This is a genomic window from Spirosoma validum, from assembly GCF_014699035.1.
Classification (GTDB): domain Bacteria; phylum Bacteroidota; class Bacteroidia; order Cytophagales; family Spirosomataceae; genus Spirosoma; species Spirosoma validum.
This window is the reverse complement of the sequence record NZ_JACXAA010000007.1, coordinates 360299-379960: the sequence shown is the minus strand read 5'-3', so window position 1 is coordinate 379960 and position 19662 is coordinate 360299. Positions and strand designations below refer to the sequence as shown.

Annotated in this window: 15 protein-coding genes; 11 read left to right on the top strand and 4 right to left on the bottom strand. The window is 50.3% G+C overall.

Annotated features, from left to right (window positions below):
• Positions 1–2: 2 nt before the first annotated feature.
• From IC230_RS20135 to IC230_RS20115, 5 genes are all read left to right on the top strand, one after another.
• A complete protein-coding gene (locus IC230_RS20135; protein WP_394355498.1) occupies positions 3–1250 on the top strand; it encodes an efflux RND transporter periplasmic adaptor subunit in 1248 nt (415 codons plus the stop codon).
• Positions 1251–1274: 24 nt separating this feature from the next.
• Entirely contained in the window at positions 1275–1490 is a 216-nt protein-coding gene (locus IC230_RS20130; RefSeq protein WP_191040832.1) for a hypothetical protein, read from the top strand.
• A 99-nt stretch (positions 1491–1589) separates the two neighbouring features.
• Positions 1590–2117: a (2Fe-2S)-binding protein gene (locus IC230_RS20125; protein WP_191040831.1), complete on the top strand. Its 528-nt coding sequence runs from the start codon at positions 1590–1592 to the stop codon at positions 2115–2117.
• Positions 2114–3139, top strand: a complete 1026-nt coding sequence (locus IC230_RS20120) for an FAD binding domain-containing protein (RefSeq protein ID WP_191040830.1) — start codon at positions 2114–2116, stop codon at positions 3137–3139. The genes IC230_RS20125 and IC230_RS20120 overlap by 4 nt, the downstream gene beginning before the upstream one ends.
• Positions 3136–5376 carry a xanthine dehydrogenase family protein molybdopterin-binding subunit gene (locus IC230_RS20115; RefSeq protein ID WP_191040829.1) on the top strand — a complete coding sequence of 747 codons (2241 nt, stop codon included), beginning with the start codon at positions 3136–3138 and terminating at the stop codon, positions 5374–5376. Before IC230_RS20120 ends, IC230_RS20115 begins: the two co-directional genes overlap by 4 nt.
• A 76-nt stretch (positions 5377–5452) precedes the next feature.
• Here IC230_RS20115 and IC230_RS20110 read toward each other — a convergent pair whose 3' ends face one another.
• Positions 5453–7045 (bottom strand): serine hydrolase domain-containing protein, encoded by a 1593-nt coding sequence (locus IC230_RS20110; protein WP_191040828.1) that lies wholly within the window; start codon positions 7043–7045, stop codon positions 5453–5455.
• 543 nt (positions 7046–7588) lie between these two features.
• On the opposite strand from IC230_RS20110, the gene IC230_RS20105 reads away from it, so the two are divergent.
• The 3 genes from IC230_RS20105 to IC230_RS20095 all read left to right on the top strand — a co-directional run bounded on the left by IC230_RS20105 (position 7589) and on the right by IC230_RS20095 (position 10373).
• On the top strand, positions 7589–7939 hold the full coding sequence (locus IC230_RS20105) for a nuclear transport factor 2 family protein (protein ID WP_191040827.1): 351 nt from the start codon (positions 7589–7591) through the stop codon (positions 7937–7939).
• A 212-nt stretch (positions 7940–8151) separates the two neighbouring features.
• A complete protein-coding gene (locus IC230_RS20100; RefSeq protein WP_223860729.1) occupies positions 8152–9867 on the top strand; it encodes a M14 family zinc carboxypeptidase in 1716 nt (571 codons plus the stop codon).
• Positions 9868–9869: 2 nt separating this feature from the next.
• Positions 9870–10373 carry a YybH family protein gene (locus IC230_RS20095; RefSeq protein ID WP_191040825.1) on the top strand — a complete coding sequence of 168 codons (504 nt, stop codon included), beginning with the start codon at positions 9870–9872 and terminating at the stop codon, positions 10371–10373.
• A gap of 579 nt (positions 10374–10952) precedes the next feature.
• Here IC230_RS20095 and IC230_RS20090 read toward each other — a convergent pair.
• The 3 genes from IC230_RS20090 to IC230_RS20085 are packed head-to-tail and all read right to left on the bottom strand — an operon-like array spanning position 10953 to position 13253.
• On the bottom strand, positions 10953–11168 hold the full coding sequence (locus IC230_RS20090; protein ID WP_191040824.1) for a DUF4926 domain-containing protein: 216 nt from the start codon (positions 11166–11168) through the stop codon (positions 10953–10955).
• A 4-nt stretch (positions 11169–11172) separates the two neighbouring features.
• The gene (locus IC230_RS34805) at positions 11173–11511 is read right to left on the bottom strand and encodes a DUF6883 domain-containing protein (RefSeq protein ID WP_394355497.1); all 339 of its coding nucleotides are present in this window, start codon (positions 11509–11511) and stop codon (positions 11173–11175) included.
• Positions 11511–13253, bottom strand: coding sequence for a glutamine--tRNA ligase/YqeY domain fusion protein (locus IC230_RS20085; protein ID WP_223860728.1), 1743 nt, complete (start codon positions 13251–13253; stop codon positions 11511–11513). The genes IC230_RS34805 and IC230_RS20085 overlap by 1 nt, the downstream gene beginning before the upstream one ends.
• 309 nt (positions 13254–13562) lie before the next feature.
• Between IC230_RS20085 and IC230_RS20080 the strand changes: the two genes are divergently transcribed.
• From IC230_RS20080 to IC230_RS20070, 3 genes are all read left to right on the top strand, one after another.
• Positions 13563–14903 carry a TolC family protein gene (locus IC230_RS20080; protein ID WP_191040823.1) on the top strand — a complete coding sequence of 447 codons (1341 nt, stop codon included), beginning with the start codon at positions 13563–13565 and terminating at the stop codon, positions 14901–14903.
• A 142-nt stretch (positions 14904–15045) separates the two neighbouring features.
• Positions 15046–16215 carry an efflux RND transporter periplasmic adaptor subunit gene (locus IC230_RS20075; protein WP_191040822.1) on the top strand — a complete coding sequence of 390 codons (1170 nt, stop codon included), beginning with the start codon at positions 15046–15048 and terminating at the stop codon, positions 16213–16215.
• Between the two features lie 115 nt (positions 16216–16330).
• Positions 16331–19582, top strand: coding sequence for an efflux RND transporter permease subunit (locus IC230_RS20070; RefSeq protein ID WP_191040821.1), 3252 nt, complete (start codon positions 16331–16333; stop codon positions 19580–19582).
• Positions 19583–19662: the final 80 nt, after the last annotated feature.

Sequence of the window (19662 nt, the reverse complement as noted above, 5' to 3'; positions counted from 1 at the left end):
TCATGAACGGCATACATACATACCCCTATTTTCATCATTTTCAGCGAATTGTCTTCTGGTTGTTCGCAAGTCTTTTTGGGTTGATGGCCTGTCAGTCTGGAGAGCAATCCAGTACCGAAACCGGTACATCAAATCAGACCGCTCCCGCCGATTCAACGCCTGAACGTCCGGCGGGGCCGGTACGTGTATCGCTGACCCAGGCGCAGTACGATATGGCGGAAATTAAGCTCGGGCAGCCTACGTCGCGCATCATGCATACGACGCTCAAGGTCAATGGCACCCTGGACGTGCCCGCTCAGAATCAGGTGTCCGTGTCCGTACCCATTGGGGGCTACATTCGCCAGATCGGGTTGGAGCCAGGTATGCGTATTCGCAAAGGACAGACGCTGGTGGTTCTCGAAAATCCAGAGTACATCCAGCTTCAACAGGATTTTCTGGACACCAAAGCTAAGCTGGAATACGCCGACCTGGAGTTTGCCCGCCAGCAGGAACTGAGTCGCGACAATGTCAGCGCACTCAAGATTTTCCAGCAAACCCGAGCCAACCGGCAAAGTTTGCAGGCCCAACTGGCTGGTCTGAGTCAGCGGCTGGCCATGCTTCGTATCAATCCGGCTACGCTTACGCCGGAACGACTGACCCGTACGGTTACTATCCCGTCGCCGGTATCGGGTTTTGTGACGGACGTACCGGTCAACAACGGGCGGTTTGTTAATCCTTCGGATGTGCTGGTGCAACTGACCGATATCAGCCACATGCACGTTCGGCTAAGTGTTTTCGAGAAAGACATCAGCCGCATCCAGCGGGGGCAGACGGTCCGTTTTGCGGTAGGAGGGGATGCCGCGGCTGCCGATTCGCAATTCCCTCACAGGGGTGAGATTTTTCTGATCGGTAAATCGATTGCCTCCGACCGTACGATTCCCGTACTGGCACATCCGGAGGGCTATGCCAGCGACTACATTCCCGGCAGTTACGTATCGGCGCAGGTAGCCGTCAACACGCAGCCGCTCAGTACGTTACCCGAAGCCGCCTTGGTTAGCTACGGTGGTAACGCCTACATCTACGTACTGGAGCGGAAGCAAACCAGCCCGGTAACGTATCAATTTCAGCAGGTCGGGGTAAAGACAGGCATTCGGGAAAACGGCTACGTAGTGGTTACGATCCCGAATACGATTGACCCGGCAAAAACGCCAGTTGTCGTTCAGGGCGCGTATAGCTTACTGGCTAAACTCAACAATAGCGAAGAAGAATAAGGAATCCTCTAACCTTTTTACACTATGACATCCTACCGACATTTAAGCATCGGCGAGCCATTCGAGCAGGCATCTAGTCAGCAAAACAAAAACATCAGGATTCCCGCCCATCTGGGCTATCGCGTTGGTCCGAAGGGCGGCTACATTTTGTGGGACAAGCGAACAAGCAACGGGAACGACGGCCAGGAGTGGTATGCATCGTACCGGGAGAAGAAAAAATACAATCTGCTGAGGCCATAAAAGGGCGTTCTAAGCCAACGGGGGCCGTTTCATTACTATTTTGAACAACCTTCTTCATGGGGGGTTCAGGTAATAGATATTCTACTAACCTTGAACGATATGACTCTTACTGCAATGTCGCCACCGCTGGATAAGCGGGCGCCTTCGCTGCCGCCTTTGCATACGGTTACCCTGACCGTTAATGGCAAAGAAACTCAGTTAAAGCTCTCTCCCTGGACCAGTTTACTCGATGCATTACGCGAGTACATGGACCTGACGGGTACCAAAAAAGGCTGTGACCATGGACAGTGCGGGGCCTGTACGGTGTTGCTTGACGGCAAACGCATCAATTCCTGTATGACATTAGCCATTATGCAGGAAGGGAAGCAAATCACCACCATTGAAGGATTGGCACCAACCCCTGATGAGCTGCACCCGTTGCAACAAGCCTTTATTGATCATGACGCTTTTCAGTGTGGGTACTGCACACCGGGTCAGATTTGCTCGGCGGTTGGTATGATGAACGAAGGCCGTGTGAAAACGACCGCTGACATTCGCGAGTTGATGAGCGGAAATATTTGCCGGTGTGGCGCCTACACGAATATTGTTGATGCGATCGAGGAAGTTATAAACAAGCAAACCGCATGAACAGCTTCACCTACACACAAGCCGATGCCGTCGACACGGCCGTTGACGAACGGGCATCAGACCTAACGGCCAAATTTATTGCGGGCGGCACCAACCTCATCGATTTGATGAAGGAGAACGTAGAGCGTCCCACGCGGCTAATCGACATTACGCGCCTGCCGATGGCAACCATCTCCGAAACCCTGGAAGGGGGATTGCGATTGGGCGCGCTGGTAACGAATGCCGATACGGCCTACGACGAACGGATCATCCAGCGATACCCGCTGCTGTCGCAAACGATTCTGGCCGGTGCATCGCCCCAGCTACGTAACATGGCCACCGACGGCGGGAACCTGATGCAACGAACGCGCTGCTATTATTTCTACGATCTAGCTACGCCCTGCAACAAGCGCGAACCGGGGTCGGGTTGTTCAGCCCTAAATGGATTTAACCGGATTCATGCCATTCTGGGGACGAGAACGCAGGGTTCCGATGGGCAATTGGCCGAACCGAACTGCATCGCTACGCACCCATCGGATATGTGTGTGGCCCTGGCGGCACTCGAAGCGGTGGTGCGCGTGACGGGAAAAAACGGGGAACGTAGCATTCCGTTCGCGGAATTTCACAAACTCCCCGGCGATACGCCCCACATTGACAACACGCTCGAATCCGACGAAATCATTACGGCGATCGACCTGCCGGCCAAAGGATTCCCGGACAACTTTATGTATCTGAAACTCCGTGACCGGGCCTCCTACGCTTTCGCGCTGGTATCTGTGGCGGCTGCGCTGGAACTGGAGAACGGGAACATAACTGACGCCCGAATTGCGCTTGGTGGCGTAGCCCATAAACCCTGGCGTAAACCCGAAGCCGAAGCGCTATTGGTTGGTAAACCAGCCACAAAAGAAAACTTCCAGGCCGCAGCAGAAGCCTTACTCGCAGGCGCTCAGGGCTATGGACACAATACATTTAAAATTGAACTGGCTAAGCGTGCTATTGTACGGGCATTAGGACAGGCCGCTAAACTCGAACCAACCGCATGACCGCCATTGGAAAACCCATTAGCCGCGTCGACGGCAACGAAAAAGTAACCGGCAAAGCGAAGTATGCCGCCGAATTTAATGTACCTGATCTGACGTACGGATACGTCGTGTCGAGTGCGATTGCGAAAGGCAAGATCACGAATATTGACGCCAGTGATGCGCTTAGCCTGGATGGCGTTTTAAAGGTTTTTACGTACAAAAATCGCCCTAAGTTAGCCTGGTTCGATATCAGCTACAAAGACCAGGATGCCCCACCGGGTTCGCCGTTTCGGCCGTTACAGGATGAAACCATCAAATACAGTGGACAGCCCATTGCCTTGGTCGTCGCCGAAACCTTTGAAGTTGCCCGATACGCAGCCTCTCTGGTTCGGATTGAGTACAAGGAAGATACACATGAGACTGATTTAGAAGCGAATCTGCATCGTGCTCGCGAACCCAAATCAGGTATTGCCAGCTTGCTGAAACCACCACCACCCAAACCGCGTGGTGATTTTGAGACGGCTTATCAGGACGCTTCCGCTAAAACAAACGGACGTTACGTTCACGCGGCTGAACATCATAACCCGATGGAGTTGTTTGCCAGTACGGTCGTGTACGAAACAGATAGTAAAAAGAAGCCGAAGCTAACGATCTATGATAAAACCCAGGGCGTAACGAATAGCATCCTGTATGTTTCGCAGGTATTCAATATTCCGTTCAAAAACCTACGGGTTGTATCGCCCTACATGGGTGGTGGATTTGGGGCGGGATTACGACCACAGTACCAGTTGTTCATGGCAACGATGGCCGCTCTGGAGCTGAAACGATCGGTACGCGTTACGCTTACCCGGCAACAGATGTTTACGTTCGGTCACCGCCCGGCTACTGTGCAGAACGTAGCACTCGGTGCCTTGCCCGACGGTACGATGAACGCGCTTTATCATGACGCGTACGGTGAAACCTCGCAGTTTGAGGATTATACCGAAGTTGTCGTAAACTGGGGCGGGATGTTGTACCCACCCGAGAACGTAACGATGGATTACAAGCTGGTGCCGCTGGACGTCTATAGTCCGCTGGATATGCGGGCACCGGGGGGCGTAACGGGAATGGCTGCCCTGGAAGTGGCCATGGATGAACTGGCTTACGAACTGGGCATGGACCCGCTTGAACTACGTCTGAAAAACTACTCTGACCTGGATAACAACGAAAAACGTCCGTATTCGAGCAAAGAACTTCGGGAGTGTTTCCGGCAGGGAGCTGAGCGCTTTGGCTGGTCGAAACGGTCATTTGAGCCGCGTTCGATGAAGAAAGACCACAACCTGATTGGCTGGGGAATGGCTACCGGTATCTGGGATTCCAACATGCTGGGTGCCCGCGCCGAAGCTGCTCTGCTGGTCAACGGGAAACTGTGGGTCAGTAGCGCCACCGCCGAGATTGGTACCGGTACGTACACCATCATGACCCAGATTGCCGCCGATACCCTCGGGATGCCAATCGAGGACGTACTGTTCAAACTTGGGGATACGGATTTTCCAATTGCCCCTATTTCGGGCGGTTCCTGGACGGCGGCTACAGTCGGTTCAGCTGTGCAGGCGGTTTGCGAAGAAGTTGGGAAATCGTTGCTCAAGCTCGCGAAGAAAATGCCCGGCTCCCCCTTTAAGAGCGCCAAATGGGAAGATATTGAGTTTGTCGATAAACATCTGCGGTTGAAGAAAGACCCGTCTGCTGCTGTCTCGTTGATGACACTTGTTAATCTAAACGGCGGAAAAGCTGTACGTGAAACATCGGGCGTGTTTGCTGATGTGATGAAACAGAAGAACTTCACCCGGAGTGCACACGCGGCTGCTTTTGTCGAAGTGATGGTCGATGAAGAACTGGGTACGGTGAAGGTAACTCGGGCGGTAAGCGCCATTGCGGGCGGGCGGATCTTAAACCCAAAAACGGCACGTAGTCAGATTCTGGGCGGCATGGTTTGGGGCATCAGTAAAGCACTTCACGAAGAAAGCGCTCTGGATCATACTTTCGGACGGTTTATGAACCATAGCCTGGCCGAATACCACGTATCGGTCAACGCTGATATTCATGACCTTGACGTTATTTTTGTGGAGGAACACGATGATGTTGTCAATAAGCTGGGGGTAAAAGGATTGGGTGAAATTGGAATCGTCGGGATGCCAGCCGCCGTTGCCAACGCCATCTTCCATGCAACCGGAAAGCGCGTAAGAGACTTGCCCATTACGCTGGACAAATTGTTGTAGTAAATACTACCCCTAAATCTCCTGAAGGGGACTTTGCTCACTCGCAGACAAAGTTCCCTTCAGGGGATTCTGGGGTTTAAGCCGCCACTTTCCCTTCCAGTACGGGGCGTTTGTCTTTCGTTTTACTCAGAATACTCAGGCTGCTCTGAAACTCAACCTGAACGCCTTCGGAGCCGAATCGACAGGTGACCTGATCGTAATGCGCCGTTTCGATGAATCGCCAGGTCATCACGAACGTATTGGCATCCTGCCAACTGCCGGTAGCGGCCACCTTTCGCGTCTCTCCACCCGGCACAGGCGTTGGCGTTAGCATAAGCGGAGCTACGGCAAACGTTGTGGTACTATCCCGCCAACGGTTAATGCCGCACAAAACCTGGTGATCGCCTTTGTCATCCTGTAACTTAAAAATACAACCGTCCTTACCAAAGGTGAGTGATACGTCTTTCACGTGCAGCGTGTTGTCGGCAATAGCGTATGACTTTCCGCTGATCTGACTAGCTGCCGTTGTTGTTGTATTTGTTGCTTCTGGTAGTAGCGTTAGACTTGACAGTTTCTTTGTAAGAGCCGTCTGTTCCGCTTTATAGGATGGCAATCCAACTCGCTTGAGCGCGGGCAAAATGTGATCCCAGGCGGCATCAAGAACAGCCTGCATATCACCTGTTTCGGACGTAATGGCTATGACGGCATCTTCTTTGGGCAATACGATGCAATACTGCCCGAAAGCGCCATCGCCCCGGTACGCATCGTTGCGGCACCGCCAGAACTGATAGCCATACCCCTGAATCCAATCATTAACCCGTTTATCGCCTTTGCCACCCTTCGATTCTACTTCAGCGCGGGTGGCGTCGGTAATCCATTCCTCTGTAATTAACCGCTTCCCGTTCCACATTCCTTTTTGTAGATAGAGCTGACCGAACTTAGCAATATCTTCAGTACGTACCCGAAGGCCCCAACCGCCTGTGTTAATACCCTGTGGCGATACTTCCCAGTCTTCGCCTTCAGTGCCTAGGGGACCGAACAGCCGTGGTTTTAAATACTCCAGTATGGGTTGCTTGGTGAGTTTCTGAACAATGGCTGAGAGCATATACGTAGCACCGCTATTATAGACGAAGAACGTACCCGGTTCGTGATCAACCGGCTGTGCCAGAAACGATTTGACCCAGTTTGGATTCGCTCCTTCCCGCAGTTTGGGCGTTGTGTCTTTGTCATGTCCGGTCGACATGGTCAACAGGTCTTTTACGCGCATGGCCGCCAGATTCGGGCTGATGGTTGAAGGGACATCGTCGGGGAAAAACGAAACAACTTTGTCGTTGACCGTTAATCGCTTCTCGGCTACGGCCATGCCCACAGCTGTCGACGTAAAGCTTTTGCTGAGCGAGTAGAGCGTGTGTTTGAGTTGAGGGGCATACGGCGCCCACCAGCCTTCGGCCACAACCTGTCCGTGACGTAGCACCATCAGACTATGAACATTCAGCTTTTTGGATTCGATGGTATTCACAAAATCCAGCAGACCACCGGGGGCAACACCCTGCGCTTCGGGCAGACTACGGGGCAGCTTACTTGTTTTAGTGGGTAATGCCCAACCGGTTGTAGGAAGGGTAGTCGCAATACTCAGACCAAGGGCACCGAAGCCTAGTTGCTGAAGGAAATCTCTACGATTTAGGTTCATGAGTTTGGGTAAGAACTTATGACAAAAAGACCAGTTCAGCTAGACGATCTGACGGGGTAAAATCTAAAGCGAAAGCACTGATGTAATTACTAGTTTCCTACATGGAAATAATATAGATGTATTCATAAACGGTTGGTTACCTGGCGGGTATTGGCAAAATGTACCAAAAGCAACAGAAGATTGCATTTTTTCTATTTGTGTGTCAATTAATTGGCAAAGACGCCTAGTTTTAGTTGCAGATGCTCCTTAAGCCTTTCTTGGATCAAGTAGTGAGGTGGATGAGATTCATGTCAGCAGCCGCTTGAATTAATATTTCCGTATAATAAAGTATCGAGCAGTAGTCTATACTATAAGTGCTTATTTGGGTGGTGAAGCTATTAAAACAGCTTCAGTTTGAAGAACTATTCAACTTAATGTCTCCGTACGGTACGTAGCTATGAAAAAAACAATCGCCCTTTTTGCTTTTCTACTAAGCAGTTATAGTGCCTTTTCACAAGTAGACACAACGGCTACCCTAAAGAGAGGCAGGAAATCAGGCAACTATTGCGGCATCGCAAACCAGACGTACCCATTGACTGCCCTGATTTTATCGCTGTTGGTCCCAAAGGCGATATTTCCTTTTCCCACCAACAATGGCAAGGGGCGCAGGCTAAGGAGAAACTGGTTTTTAAATCAGTACGGGCGTTACCGGGCCATGAATTTATCCGCATCTACGAAGGCAACATGGCCGTAGTTAATTTTCTGGCTGATGTCCAACTGGTGGTAGACGGTCATGATGTAGCCATCAAGGTAAGGCGCCTAGAAGTTTATCACAAGATGCCCACCGGCTGGTGCCGTGTAGCCGGTCAGGGCACGGAGGTAGATGAGAAGCTGTTTCCAATAAAAACCAATTAACGTGCCTATTGCTTTCCTGGTTTGTCAGTCGGCAGATAAGATTTTTATGCTTACAGACTCACAAACTATAATTTAGCCGTAGTGAGTCGTTTCCAATGACGAGCGGATTTGCCGTTGCAGTTAGCGACAGTTTAACCGGTTCGAGTAACCTACTCAACTACTTTTGTCACAGCTACCAGTTCTAGTGATTCATGATAAAAATCTCTTCTTTTTTGCTTGTTGTCCTTATCTTGTGCATTGGTCAATTAATATCAGCAGCAGCATTTGCTCAAACTAAACGAGCTGACTTGACGCCGTATGAGCGAGATACGAATCAGACCGCTACGTATGCACAGATCATTGACTGGTACCAGCAGCTAGATCGGAAATACGATCAGGCGAAGTTGATTGAAATCGGTAAAACCGATGTTGGAAAGCCGCTGCACTTGTTTCTACTGGCTGCGGATAAGCAGTTTACCAGTCGACCGGATCGCGTTACGTTACTGATCAACAACGGAATTCATCCCGGCGAACCTGAAGGAATTGATGCCTGCATGATGCTGGCCCGCGATTTGTTGAAGGTAAATAAATTACCCAAAAATGTACTAGTAGCCATTGTGCCCGTATTCAACGTAGGGGGCTGCCTGAACCGGGGTGTTTCCCGCGTAAATCAGAACGGACCAGAGTCCTACGGCTTTCGGGGTAATGCACGCAACCTGAACCTAAACCGCGATTTTATCAAAGCCGAAGCTCAAAACACGCAGGCATTTCAGGCGATGTATCAGTCGCTGAAACCACAGGTATTCATTGATAACCATACCAGCGACGGCGCTGATTACCAGCACGTACTGACGTATTTCGCTACGCAGAAAGACAAACTTCATCCGGCCGTATCGGGTTACATGACGAAAACGTTTCAGCCGGAGTTGGATAAGATGTTGACGGTGAAAGGTTTTCCATCCGCGCCCTACGTAAATCATCCGGGCGATACGCCCGAAAACGGGTTGATTGGCTACAATGACTCACCTCGTTACACAACCGGGTATGCCGCGTTGTTCAACTGTTTCGGTTTTACGCTGGAGACGCACATGTGGAAACCTTATCCGCCCCGAGTCAGAGCGTCGTATGTGTTTGATGAAGCTGTGATGCGCTTGTGCGAAAGCGAGGCTCAAACGATTCTGACGAACCAAAAGCGGGCAAATGAAGCTATTAAGACGCAGATAACCTTTCCCTTGAGTTATAAACTGGACCGGAATAAAGTTGACTCCGTTACGTTCCTGGGTTACGCGGCTGCTTATAAACCGAGCGACGTATCGGGCCTGAAACGGCTCTATTACGACCATTCGAAGCCGTACAAAAAGCGCGTTCCGTATCTGAATAATTTTGTCGTTGACACGCAGGTTGATAAGCCCCGATACTACATTATTCCGCAAGCCTGGCCGGAGGTGATTCGTCAGCTGAAGCGTAACGGCGTAACGGTACAGACGCTGTCGAATGATACGCTGATTACCGTGTCGACATATTACATTACAGATTACAAAAGTCCGCAGCGACCCTATGAAGGCCACTTTATTCATACAGGTGTGAACGTGCGTACGGAATCGCAGCCAATTCAATTCTACAAAGGCGATTACCTGATTCAGCCAAACCAGCCAACGAATCGGTATATTGTCGAAACGCTTGAACCGCAGGGTGTTGATTCGTTCTTCGCGTGGAATTTTTTCGACAGCATTCTCGATCAGAAAGAATATTTTTCAGGCTATATTTTTGAAGATACGGCGGCTGAATTGTTGAAGAAAGATCCGGCCTTACGGAAGCAGCTGGACGAAAAGCGGGCTACCGATAAAGCATTTGCCGAAAGCGCCAACGCCCAACTGGATTTCATCTATCGGCAAACGACATATTACGAAAAAACACACAACCGTTACCCCGTTTACCGACTCAACTAAGTATGCTGTTCCTACTTTGCTCACTGCTATTGAGTCTGATGCTGACGCCATATTCGCTGCTGGCTCAGTCTAAACCGGAAAAGAGCACATCCAAAACACCAGACGTAACAGCCATTCAGACGTTACGTTCGCAGTCTAATCACGCCATTCGGGCTCGTGATCTTACGGCATTTGGCCAAAGCATGCTGCCGGAGATTGAAGTAACGCGGGGAAGCGGTTCGCACGTATCAAGCCGGGATTCTGTGCTGGCATCGGTATCCGTACAGTTCAAAGACTCTGCGTTTCTGGGTTACGTCCGCAACACGGATCGCATTGAGATCAGTACAACGAGTCCACTGGCGGCTGAGCATGGACGCTGGACAGGCCGTTTCCAACGTTCAGATGGCGTTCAAACTATAACCGGTACGTATCTGGCGATGTGGCGCAAAACCGATGCGGGCTGGAGAATCCGCTCCGAACTATTCGTCAGTTTGGCTTGCAAGGGAAGTGCAGCTTGCGGGAAGTGACAGACTACTTTATTCTGGTTGACTTGGTAGGTTTCCCAGATCGAGCAAGTTTTGCAGATTGATGAAAGGCAACTTGGGATGATCAATCGGCTTGTCAGATTTAAGTACTTGTCCTCCATTACCCAGGGGTGGGTTTACGGGATTTGCATAGTAAATGGCTTTAGCCCGTCGAATAAGTTTTAGTGCAGCCGCCAGTCGTTCCTATGGCGTTTTAGCCCACCAGTATTTCTTGTCATAAACGTATGTATTGTCGGAGTTGCTGGATTTGCGGATGGTGGGCATGGAGAATTAGTTGATAGTAAAGGGAGCCAAAAAAGCCTTCTATCACCCATCTCCGAAAAAAACAGGATCACTAGTAACAGTTAAAACTTACACACGACAAATGAAATATTTTTCTAGACTCAACTACCCTACGGTTGCCAAGTAGACAGATATCCAGTTATATAATTGTGATTTTTCTGTTTTTTTACGCGCTCTTTTTTTGCAGAATTAATAGAATCTATATCCATTTCTTGATCTCATCTTTTCTTCCACCCAAGAATCTTTGAAGGCAACAGCCCGGTTGAAAATGAATTAAATTTAGTCAGCCATATCAACGTGTAAATACACTTTCATCAATCGGTTGGCTGGAACAGTGGGCGTAGCATAAGGAACGCCATCTTTACCACTAAATTCAAGCAGACAATCACCGTTGGGTCCAACATCAACAATGACGCCAATTTCACCTCGACGCAGCTTATGGCCAGGTAACGGAGATGTTAGGGCTACTAAGTCGTGCAGATGAAGCTCGTCCATGACTTTATTGTTTGAGTACGTAACAACTTGTTAGACGCGGAAAGTTTTCCTCGTCGTGAATAATCCAACTCGTACGTATTATGGCTGACTTATCTTCATAAACCATCGAGAAATCAACTACATATAGTTCCCCATAACTATTTCGCCCTTCATGACTGGCTGAATTTACAAGTACCGCAGATAAAACGGCATCTCGTAAAATTTGCCAATTTACACTCGTTAAACCTAATGCCGAACGGAAAACACGGGCCTTGTGCTTACCATAGGGATGATCGGTGTTCAAGCAGTAACCCAAAAATTTTGAGTCATCTGCTTGAGCACGTTCAGCGAATGGTAATATCATCACCCCTTCTTCACTTCCTTCGACCAGCTGTCTTTCAACGTAACGGTGCGGTTGAAAACGGGTTTGTCGGGGGTTGAATCGGAGTCGAGGGTGAAGTAACCTTTGCGCATGAACTGGAAGTTGGTTTGCGAGCCGGAACGGGCCGCTTCCACCAGCGCCGGTTCGACAAAGGCGCGTACTATGTCCAGCGAATTTGGATTTAATAACTCGCGGAACTCTCGTTCGTCGGCGGCTGGATTCTCGACGGAAAAGAGTCGGTCGTAAAGACGTACTTCGGCCTCTACCGCATGCGGTACGGATACCCAGTGAATCGTACCTTTTACGTTGATCCCCGATGTATCGGAACCACTCCGGCTTTCGGGAATGTAGGAGCAACGCAGTTCGATAATCTCGCCCGCGTTGTCTTTCACAACTTCGTCGCACTTGATGATGTACGCGCCTTTCAGTCGTACCATGCCGCCCGGAAACAGCCGGAAGAATTTCTTCGGCGGATTTTCCATGAAATCGTCACGCTCGATGTACACCTCCCGACTGAACGGTACGTTCCGTTCGCCCGATGCCGGATCTTCCGGATTGTTTTCGATGGACATGATCTCCTCGCGGCCCACCTCATAGTTTTTGATGACGAGCTTCAGCGGCTTTTCGTCTAGCACAGCCATTACACGATGGGTTGTTTTGTTTAGCTCCTCGCGAATGCAGAACTCCAGCAAGCCAACGTCAATAAGATTATCGCGTTTGGCAATACCGATGCGGTCGGCAAACTCGCGGATGCTGGCGGGCGTATAGCCGCGTCGGCGCATACCCGCGATGGTTGGCATGCGCGGATCGTCCCAATTACTGACGTGACCCTCTTCTACCAGCTTCTTGAGTTTTCGTTTACTCATAACCGTATAGGTCAGATTGAGCCGGGCAAACTCAATTTGTCGGGATGGGAAAATCGCGAGTTTGTCGATGAACCACTCATACAAGGGCCGGTGTACTTCAAACTCCAGCGTACAGAGCGAATGCGTAATGTGCTCGATGGAGTCCGATTGGCCATGCGCAAAATCGTACATCGGGTAAATGCACCACGTATCGCCCGTGCGGTGATGATGCGCGTGTTTGATTCGGTAAATGATCGGGTCACGCAACTGCATATTCGGCGATGCCATATCGACTTTAGCACGTAGCACCTTGGCCCCGTCGGGGTATTCACCGGCTTTCATGCGTCGGAACAGATCGAGGTTTTCGTCGACGCTACGGTCACGATACTGACTCAATCGGCCCGGTTCGGTGGGCGTACCTTTCTGAGCGGCAATCTCCTCCGAGGTCGAGTCGTCTACGTAAGCTAAGCCTTTTTGAATCAGCGTTTCGGCGAATTCATAAAGCTGATCGAAATAATCTGATGCGTAGAATTCATTATCCCAGTTAAAGCCAAGCCAGCGTACGTCGTTCTTGATCGAATCAACGTATTCGGTGTCTTCAGTCACGGGATTGGTATCGTCGAACCGGAGATTGGTTTGACCACCGTATTCATCAGCCAGACCAAAATTCAGGCAAATGGATTTGGCGTGACCAATATGCAGGTAGCCGTTGGGTTCGGGTGGAAACCGCGTATGCACACGCCCACCGTTTTTGCCGGAGGCTATATCTTCTTCAACAATTTGTTCGATAAAATTGAGAGAACTTCCTGCATTGCTCCGATCACCTGTGTTGGTTGATTCGGGAATCGATTCGTCAGGTACTTTCGTTAGGTCGGCCATGTCGCTTATTCACTACTGATAAAGTCCCGAAATTACGGTCTTTGGCCGGGTTTGGCAAACGAAAAGGGAAGGGTTCTCAAACCGGACGACAAGTTTTACGTTTATCATTTTGGCCAAATCGACGCTTATTGCGCAAGCAATGAAACGGTTATATTATGCAGATCGATGGTCGCAAAACTACTTAAGTATAGGCAGGCCGTTTGTTAATTTCTTGTTAATGAGCGAACAAAAAGGTTAGCTGAACGAGTTGTAGATAGTACACCCGGTTGACTTTTATGATCCCTGTGTGTTGTTGCTCCTCACTACCCTATGAAAACTAGTTGGCTCGCAATTCTTTTAGGCCTGATCATTGTACTGGCAAGGCCTGTTTTCGCGCAAAAAACCTCTGATTCTTTAGTAAAACAAGCCTTTCTGCCCGATTGCATTAGCTATGCTTTGGGTCATCAACCCATTGTCCGGCAGTCGATTATCGATCAGGAGATTGCAGAACGTACTATTCAAAGTGCTCTGGCGGCCTGGTATCCACAAATTGCGGCTTCGTACAACGTGTTGCATTACCTTAAGCTGCCCGTTACGTTGATACCGGATGCTGTTACCGGCGAGCGTCGCCCCGTTGCTCTGGGCGCTCAGAACACATCTACCGCTTCGTTTTCACTGGCGCAGAATATATTCAACCGTGATGTGTTGCTAGCTAGTCGAACGGCAGATGCGTACCGGGTGCAAGCGAATCAATACACCGTTAGAAATAAGATTGACGTCGTGGTCAATGTGAGCAAAGCGTTTTACGACCTAATTGTAACGCAACGTCAGTTTGATGTTCTGAGCGAAGACATTACTCGGTTGCAGCGCAGTCTACAGGATGCTACGAATCAGTACCAGGGTGGTCTTGTCGATAAAACGGACCCGCAACGCGCAAAAATTGCGCTAAACAACTCCCTGGCTCAGCGGAAGCAACTGTATGATCTGATCGGGTCTAAGTATCAGGTGCTCAAACAGCAGATGGGCTATCCGCCGACCAGTCAGTTGGCTGTAGCCTACGATTCGTTACAATTGACGAATGAGATAACTCTGGACACATTTCAGCTGGCGAATCCGCAGAGTCGTATTGAATACCAGCTTTTGCAAACACAGGGACGATTGCTGGATGCCAACGTTCGCTACAATCGGTGGGCGTATCTGCCAACGGTGAACGCCATTGCCAATTACAATCTGCTTTATCAGAATAATGCCTTTGGGCAGTTGTATAGTCAGTCTTTTCCCAATTCACTGATTGGTTTATCAGTAGCCTTGCCCATTTTTCAGGGTGGACGACGTATTCAGCAGACGAAAATTGCGGAGTTACAGGTTAAGCGCTTACAGTGGGATTTAGCATCACTGACCAGCGCAGTCGATGCTGAATATGCGCAGGCCCTGGCAACGTATAAAGGTAATCTCACGAATTATATAGCCTTACGGGAAAACCAGGACTTGGCGCAGGAAGTGTATCGGGTCATTAACCTGCAATACCGATCGGGCATACGAACCTATCTGGACGTAACGATTGCAGAGGCCGATTTACGTAACGCCCGACTCAATGTATTCAATGCGCTGTATCAGGTGCTGATCAGTAAGCTGGACGTGCAACGGTCATTGGGGATTATTCAATTTTAAACGGATATAGGTAGTGACGGGTTTGATTACCCAGACCACCTGTAGTTTGTCATGCTGACGAAGGAAGCATCTTCGCTAACAGCCATTATTCCAGCCACCGAAGATGCTTCCTTCGTCAGCATGACAAACGTGACTTTAGATAATGAAGCAGTCTATAAATCTAGCAGTAGCCGTTACAGTATTAGTTATAGTCGTTACCGCCTGCGGTGGCAAGAAAGACGAACAGCAACAGGCTCCTCCGCCACCCACCGCTGTTACGGCCGTGAAGGCTGAAAAGGGCAGTGCTACGTATTACGATGAATTCCCGGCAACCGTAACGCCATTGCTGGAGGTAGAGATTCAGCCACAGGTAGCGGGTAACATCACCGGCATCTTTTTTCAGGATGGGCAGCGTGTAAGCAAAGGACAAAAACTCTATACCATTGATCCTCAACAATACCGGGCGACTTATGATCAGGCGGTAGCGAATTTGAACGTACAGAAAGCTAATCTTAACCGGGCTCAGAAAGATGCCAATCGCTATAACGTATTGGCTGAGCAGGATGCCGTCGCCAAACAATTGGTCGATAATGCCAACGCTACGTTAGAAGCCGCAAAAATGCAGGTGGCCGCTTCGCAAGCGAGCATTGAACAAGTAGCAACGAATCTTAAATACACGACGATTCATGCCCCGCTCGACGGAACCATCGGTATTTCGCAGGTACGGCTCGGAGCGGCTGTTGCACCGGGTTCAACACCCCTGAACACCATCTCGTCGGATAACCCCATTGCCGCCGACCTTCAGATCGACGAGTCACAGATTCCGCGCTTTCTGAAGTTGCAGAACCAACGAAATGTCCTGCAGGATTCAACCTTTGTTCTGTTATTACCGAGCGGACAACCTTACAAATACCCTGGTTCGGTACGTATCGTCGACCGGGCCGTTGATCCACAAACGGGGACGTTACGTGTGCGGGTGGCTTTCCCCAATCCGGATAAGCAACTCAAGCCCGGCCTAAACGGCAATGTTCGCGTGAAAAATAATACCGGTCAGCCGCAACTCCTGATTCCGTATCAGGCGGTAACGGAGCAGATGAGCGAGTACTTTGTCTTCGTCGTGGGTGATAGCAGTAAAGTGAATCAGAAAAAAGTGACGCTGGGTGCACGCATCAATGATAAAGTCATCGTGAAAAACGGCCTGAACGAAGGCGAATTGGTCGTCACGGAGGGCACGCAGAAAATTCGCGAAGGAGCCAAGGTAAAAGTGAGCCAGCCTGGACAGCCGGGCGGACCCAAATTGGATTCCAGCAACCGACAGACAGCAGCAAAATAAAAAAGAGGGAGAATAGGAAGGAGAGGGGAGAAGGGGACGAGGGAAATATCTAGTAAAATTTCTCTTTAAGCCTTCCGCCTTTTCTTCTTTCTCCTCCCTTTTCTCCTTAAAAACTATGTTCGCAGAAATATTCATCAACAGGCCTGTTACGGCAATTGTCGCGTCCATTGTCATTGTGGCGCTGGGGGTGTTGGCCTTATTGAGCTTACCCGTCAGTCAGTACCCTGACATTACGCCCCCCGTTGTGCAGGTGACCGGTACGTATACGGGTGCCGATGCGCAGACGGTGGAGCAGACGGTCGCGACGCCCATCGAAACTCAGGTGAACGGTACACCCGGTATGGATTACGTGCAGACCAATGCGACGAACGACGGTCGGATGACCATGAACGTTACGTTCAAAGTTGGGACCGACGTAAACATTGCGGCTCTGGACGTGCAAAACCGGGTCGGTATTGCGCAGCCGCAGTTACCCGAAGAAGTTACCCGACTGGGGGTTGTTGTTCGGAAGCGGAATCCATCGCTGTTCATGCTGGTGGCCATTTTCTCGCCCAACAAAACCCACAACGTATCGTTTCTGGACAATTACGCGAACATCTACATCCGGGATGCCCTGTTGCGGGTGCCGGGTGTGGGCGATATTTTCAGCCGGGCCGACGATTTCAGTATGCGGATCTGGCTCAAACCCGATCGACTCGCGCAACTTGGCCTGACCTCCGACGACGTAGTAGCCGCCCTCCAGGAACAGAATTTACAGGTAGCCGGTGGTTCCGTAGGCGCATCACCCCAACCCACTTCGCAGGCGTTTGAGTACACCGTTTTTACGAATAGCCGACTCAGCAAAGAAGACGAGTTTAAGAAAATTGTGGTTCGTGCCGATCCGGCCCGAGGGTCATTGGTGTATCTGGAAGACGTAGCACGGGTGCAATTGGGTAAGTTCTCCTACGCCAGCAACTCCTTTGTCGATGGCAACCGGGCGGCTTATTTGCTGGTCTATCAATTACCGGGCAGTAACGCGCTGGAGACAGCCAAAGGCGTGTATGCCGCGATGGATAATCTGAAAAAGACTTTCCCGAAGGATATTAATTACGTCGTGCCGTTTGAGTCGGTATCCGTTATTCAGGTGTCAATCGAGGAAGTGGTAAAAACGCTGCTGGAAGCTTTAGGGCTGGTAGTCCTGGTTGTGTTTTTATTCCTGCAAAGCTGGCGGGCCACCCTCATTACGTTACTGGCTATTCCGGTATCGATTGTCGGTACATTCGCTCTTTTTGTGCCCCTCGGATTTACCATCAATACGTTAACACTCTTTGCGTTTGTACTGGCCATCGGGATTGTGGTCGATGACGCGATTGTCGTGGTAGAGGCCGTGCAGGTAAATATCGACAAAGGCATGTCGCCGAAAGACGCGACCCGGGAAGCTATGCGCGAGATTTCGGCGCCGGTTATTGCCATTGCGCTGATTCTGGCTGCGGTGTTCGTGCCGGTCGGTTTTATTCCGGGAATCGTTGGGCGGCTCTATCAACAGTTTGCCATTACCATTGCCGTGTCGGTGTTGATTTCTGCATTCGTAGCGTTGTCGCTGACACCTGCGCTGTGTACGCTTCTGTTACGTCCGATGCACATCGATGAGAAGGCAACCGGCTTAAATAAGTTTTTTTACAAGTTCAATCAGTGGTTTGAGCGGGTTTCGAATTCCTATACAAACGGGGTTAAGCGACTGATCAAAGCCACTCCGCTGGTGATCGTTGGACTGGTTGTGCTTTATATAGGTACAGGGCTATTGTTCCGGGCCAAACCAACGGGCTTTATTCCGACAGAAGATGAAGGCCGACTGATCGTAACGTACGAAATTCCGGAAGCGGCCTCAACCTCACGGAGTTTAGTGGTGCTCAACAAGATCATGGGCATTCTTAAGCAACAACCTTACGTTGCTCACTTTTCGGCGCTGGGTGGTCTGAACGCCGTTACGTTTGCTTCCAAGTCCAATAGTGGTACAGTCTTTATTCAGCTTAAACCCTGGGAGGAACGAACGGAAAGCGGTATGCAGGCCGATTCGCTGGTGGTAAAACTGCAACGAGCCTTATCGAGTCTGAACGACGCGCGGCCTCAGGTTATTCAGCCACCGGCTATTCCGGGGCTTGGGCAGTCATCGGGTTTTACGTTTGAAATTCAGCAGCGTGAAACAAATGACGACGTTCGGGCATTCGACGACGTCGTACAGAATTTTCTGGCCGAAGCCAACAAACGACCCGAAATTGGTCGGGCATTCTCGTATTTCACGGCTAAAACGCCCGCCTACCGTGTTGATGTCGATCGGGATAAGTGCAAGAAGCTGGGTATCTCGGTCAGCAACGTTTACCGAACGATGCAAACGTATCTGGGTAGCCAATACGTTAACGACTTCATTATCTACGGTCGTAAATTCCGGGTAGTGGCACAGGCCGACACAATGTACCGGGCGGATTTGAAGGCGTTGAATCAGTATTACGTTCGTAATCAGGGCGGTCAGTTAGTGCCGATCAGTACGTTGATCAAAACCAGTGTTATTGAAAACGCTCCGTTGATTTCTCACTTTAACCTGTTCCGGTCTGTTGAGCTGAATGGTGGCGCGAAGCCGGGATACAGCAGCAGTCAGGCCAACGATGCATTACGTGAGGTGGCCGCCAAAGTACTACCGGCTGGTTACTCCTATGATTTCTCGGGCCTAAGCCGGGAAGAAATCAATGCGGGTAGTACGTCCATTTACATTTTCGCGCTGTCCATCGGTTTCGTATTTCTATTTCTGGCGGCTTTGTATGAAAGCTGGTCGGTGCCGTTCTCGGTCTTATTGTCCGTACCCATTGGTGCCTTGGGCGCTATCATTGCGCTGATTATTTTCCCGTATCTGACCAATAATGTTTACGCCCAGATTGGTTTGATCACGCTGATTGGTCTGGCAGCAAAGAATGCTATTCTGATTGTCGAGTTTGCGAAGGAACGCGTCGATAAAGGCGAAGATCTGCTTGAATCGACCCTCGAAGCGGTTCGGCTGCGTCTGCGTCCGATTCTGATGACATCGCTGGCGTTTATTCTGGGGGTGTTTCCGCTGGCTATTGCTACGGGGGCAGGGGGTGTTGCTCGTGCTACCATCGGTCGTACGGTGCTGGGTGGTATGCTGGCCGCTACGTCCCTGGCGATTTTCGTCGTTCCGGTGCTCTACGTAGGTATTACGCGACTGGCCTACGGCAAGAAAGGGCTGGAAGAACTAAAGAAGAACGCGGAGAAGAAAGAAGAAGACAAACCAACGGATCAGGCTAATGGATCACCGCAACCTGTTCCGGCCAATGGTCAGAACGGCGACGGGCGTGGCGCGCAAGTCAAAGCCTAGTTTGACAATATCCGAAGAACCCGGTAACGTACTAAATGTTACCGGGTTTTTTATTGCCCTAAATCCAGCCAGTTTCTGTG

What these genes read in the sequence shown, in the direction of transcription:
- IC230_RS20090 (WP_191040824.1), bottom strand. Translation starts at nt 11,168, where the DNA reads ATGGACGAGCTTCATCTGCACGACTTAGTAGCCCTAACATCTCCGTTA.
- IC230_RS20130 (WP_191040832.1), top strand. Translation starts at nt 1,275, where the DNA reads ATGACATCCTACCGACATTTAAGCATCGGCGAGCCATTCGAGCAGGCA.
- IC230_RS20125 (WP_191040831.1), top strand. Translation starts at nt 1,590, where the DNA reads ATGACTCTTACTGCAATGTCGCCACCGCTGGATAAGCGGGCGCCTTCG.
- IC230_RS20075 (WP_191040822.1), top strand. Translation starts at nt 15,046, where the DNA reads ATGAAGCAGTCTATAAATCTAGCAGTAGCCGTTACAGTATTAGTTATA.
- IC230_RS20080 (WP_191040823.1), top strand. Translation starts at nt 13,563, where the DNA reads ATGAAAACTAGTTGGCTCGCAATTCTTTTAGGCCTGATCATTGTACTG.
- IC230_RS20115 (WP_191040829.1), top strand. Translation starts at nt 3,136, where the DNA reads ATGACCGCCATTGGAAAACCCATTAGCCGCGTCGACGGCAACGAAAAA.
- IC230_RS20085 (WP_223860728.1), bottom strand. Translation starts at nt 13,253, where the DNA reads ATGGCCGACCTAACGAAAGTACCTGACGAATCGATTCCCGAATCAACC.
- IC230_RS34805 (WP_394355497.1), bottom strand. Translation starts at nt 11,511, where the DNA reads ATGATATTACCATTCGCTGAACGTGCTCAAGCAGATGACTCAAAATTT.
- IC230_RS20095 (WP_191040825.1), top strand. Translation starts at nt 9,870, where the DNA reads ATGCTGTTCCTACTTTGCTCACTGCTATTGAGTCTGATGCTGACGCCA.
- IC230_RS20110 (WP_191040828.1), bottom strand. Translation starts at nt 7,045, where the DNA reads ATGAACCTAAATCGTAGAGATTTCCTTCAGCAACTAGGCTTCGGTGCC.
- IC230_RS20135 (WP_394355498.1), top strand. Translation starts at nt 3, where the DNA reads ATGAACGGCATACATACATACCCCTATTTTCATCATTTTCAGCGAATT.
- IC230_RS20120 (WP_191040830.1), top strand. Translation starts at nt 2,114, where the DNA reads ATGAACAGCTTCACCTACACACAAGCCGATGCCGTCGACACGGCCGTT.
- IC230_RS20070 (WP_191040821.1), top strand. Translation starts at nt 16,331, where the DNA reads ATGTTCGCAGAAATATTCATCAACAGGCCTGTTACGGCAATTGTCGCG.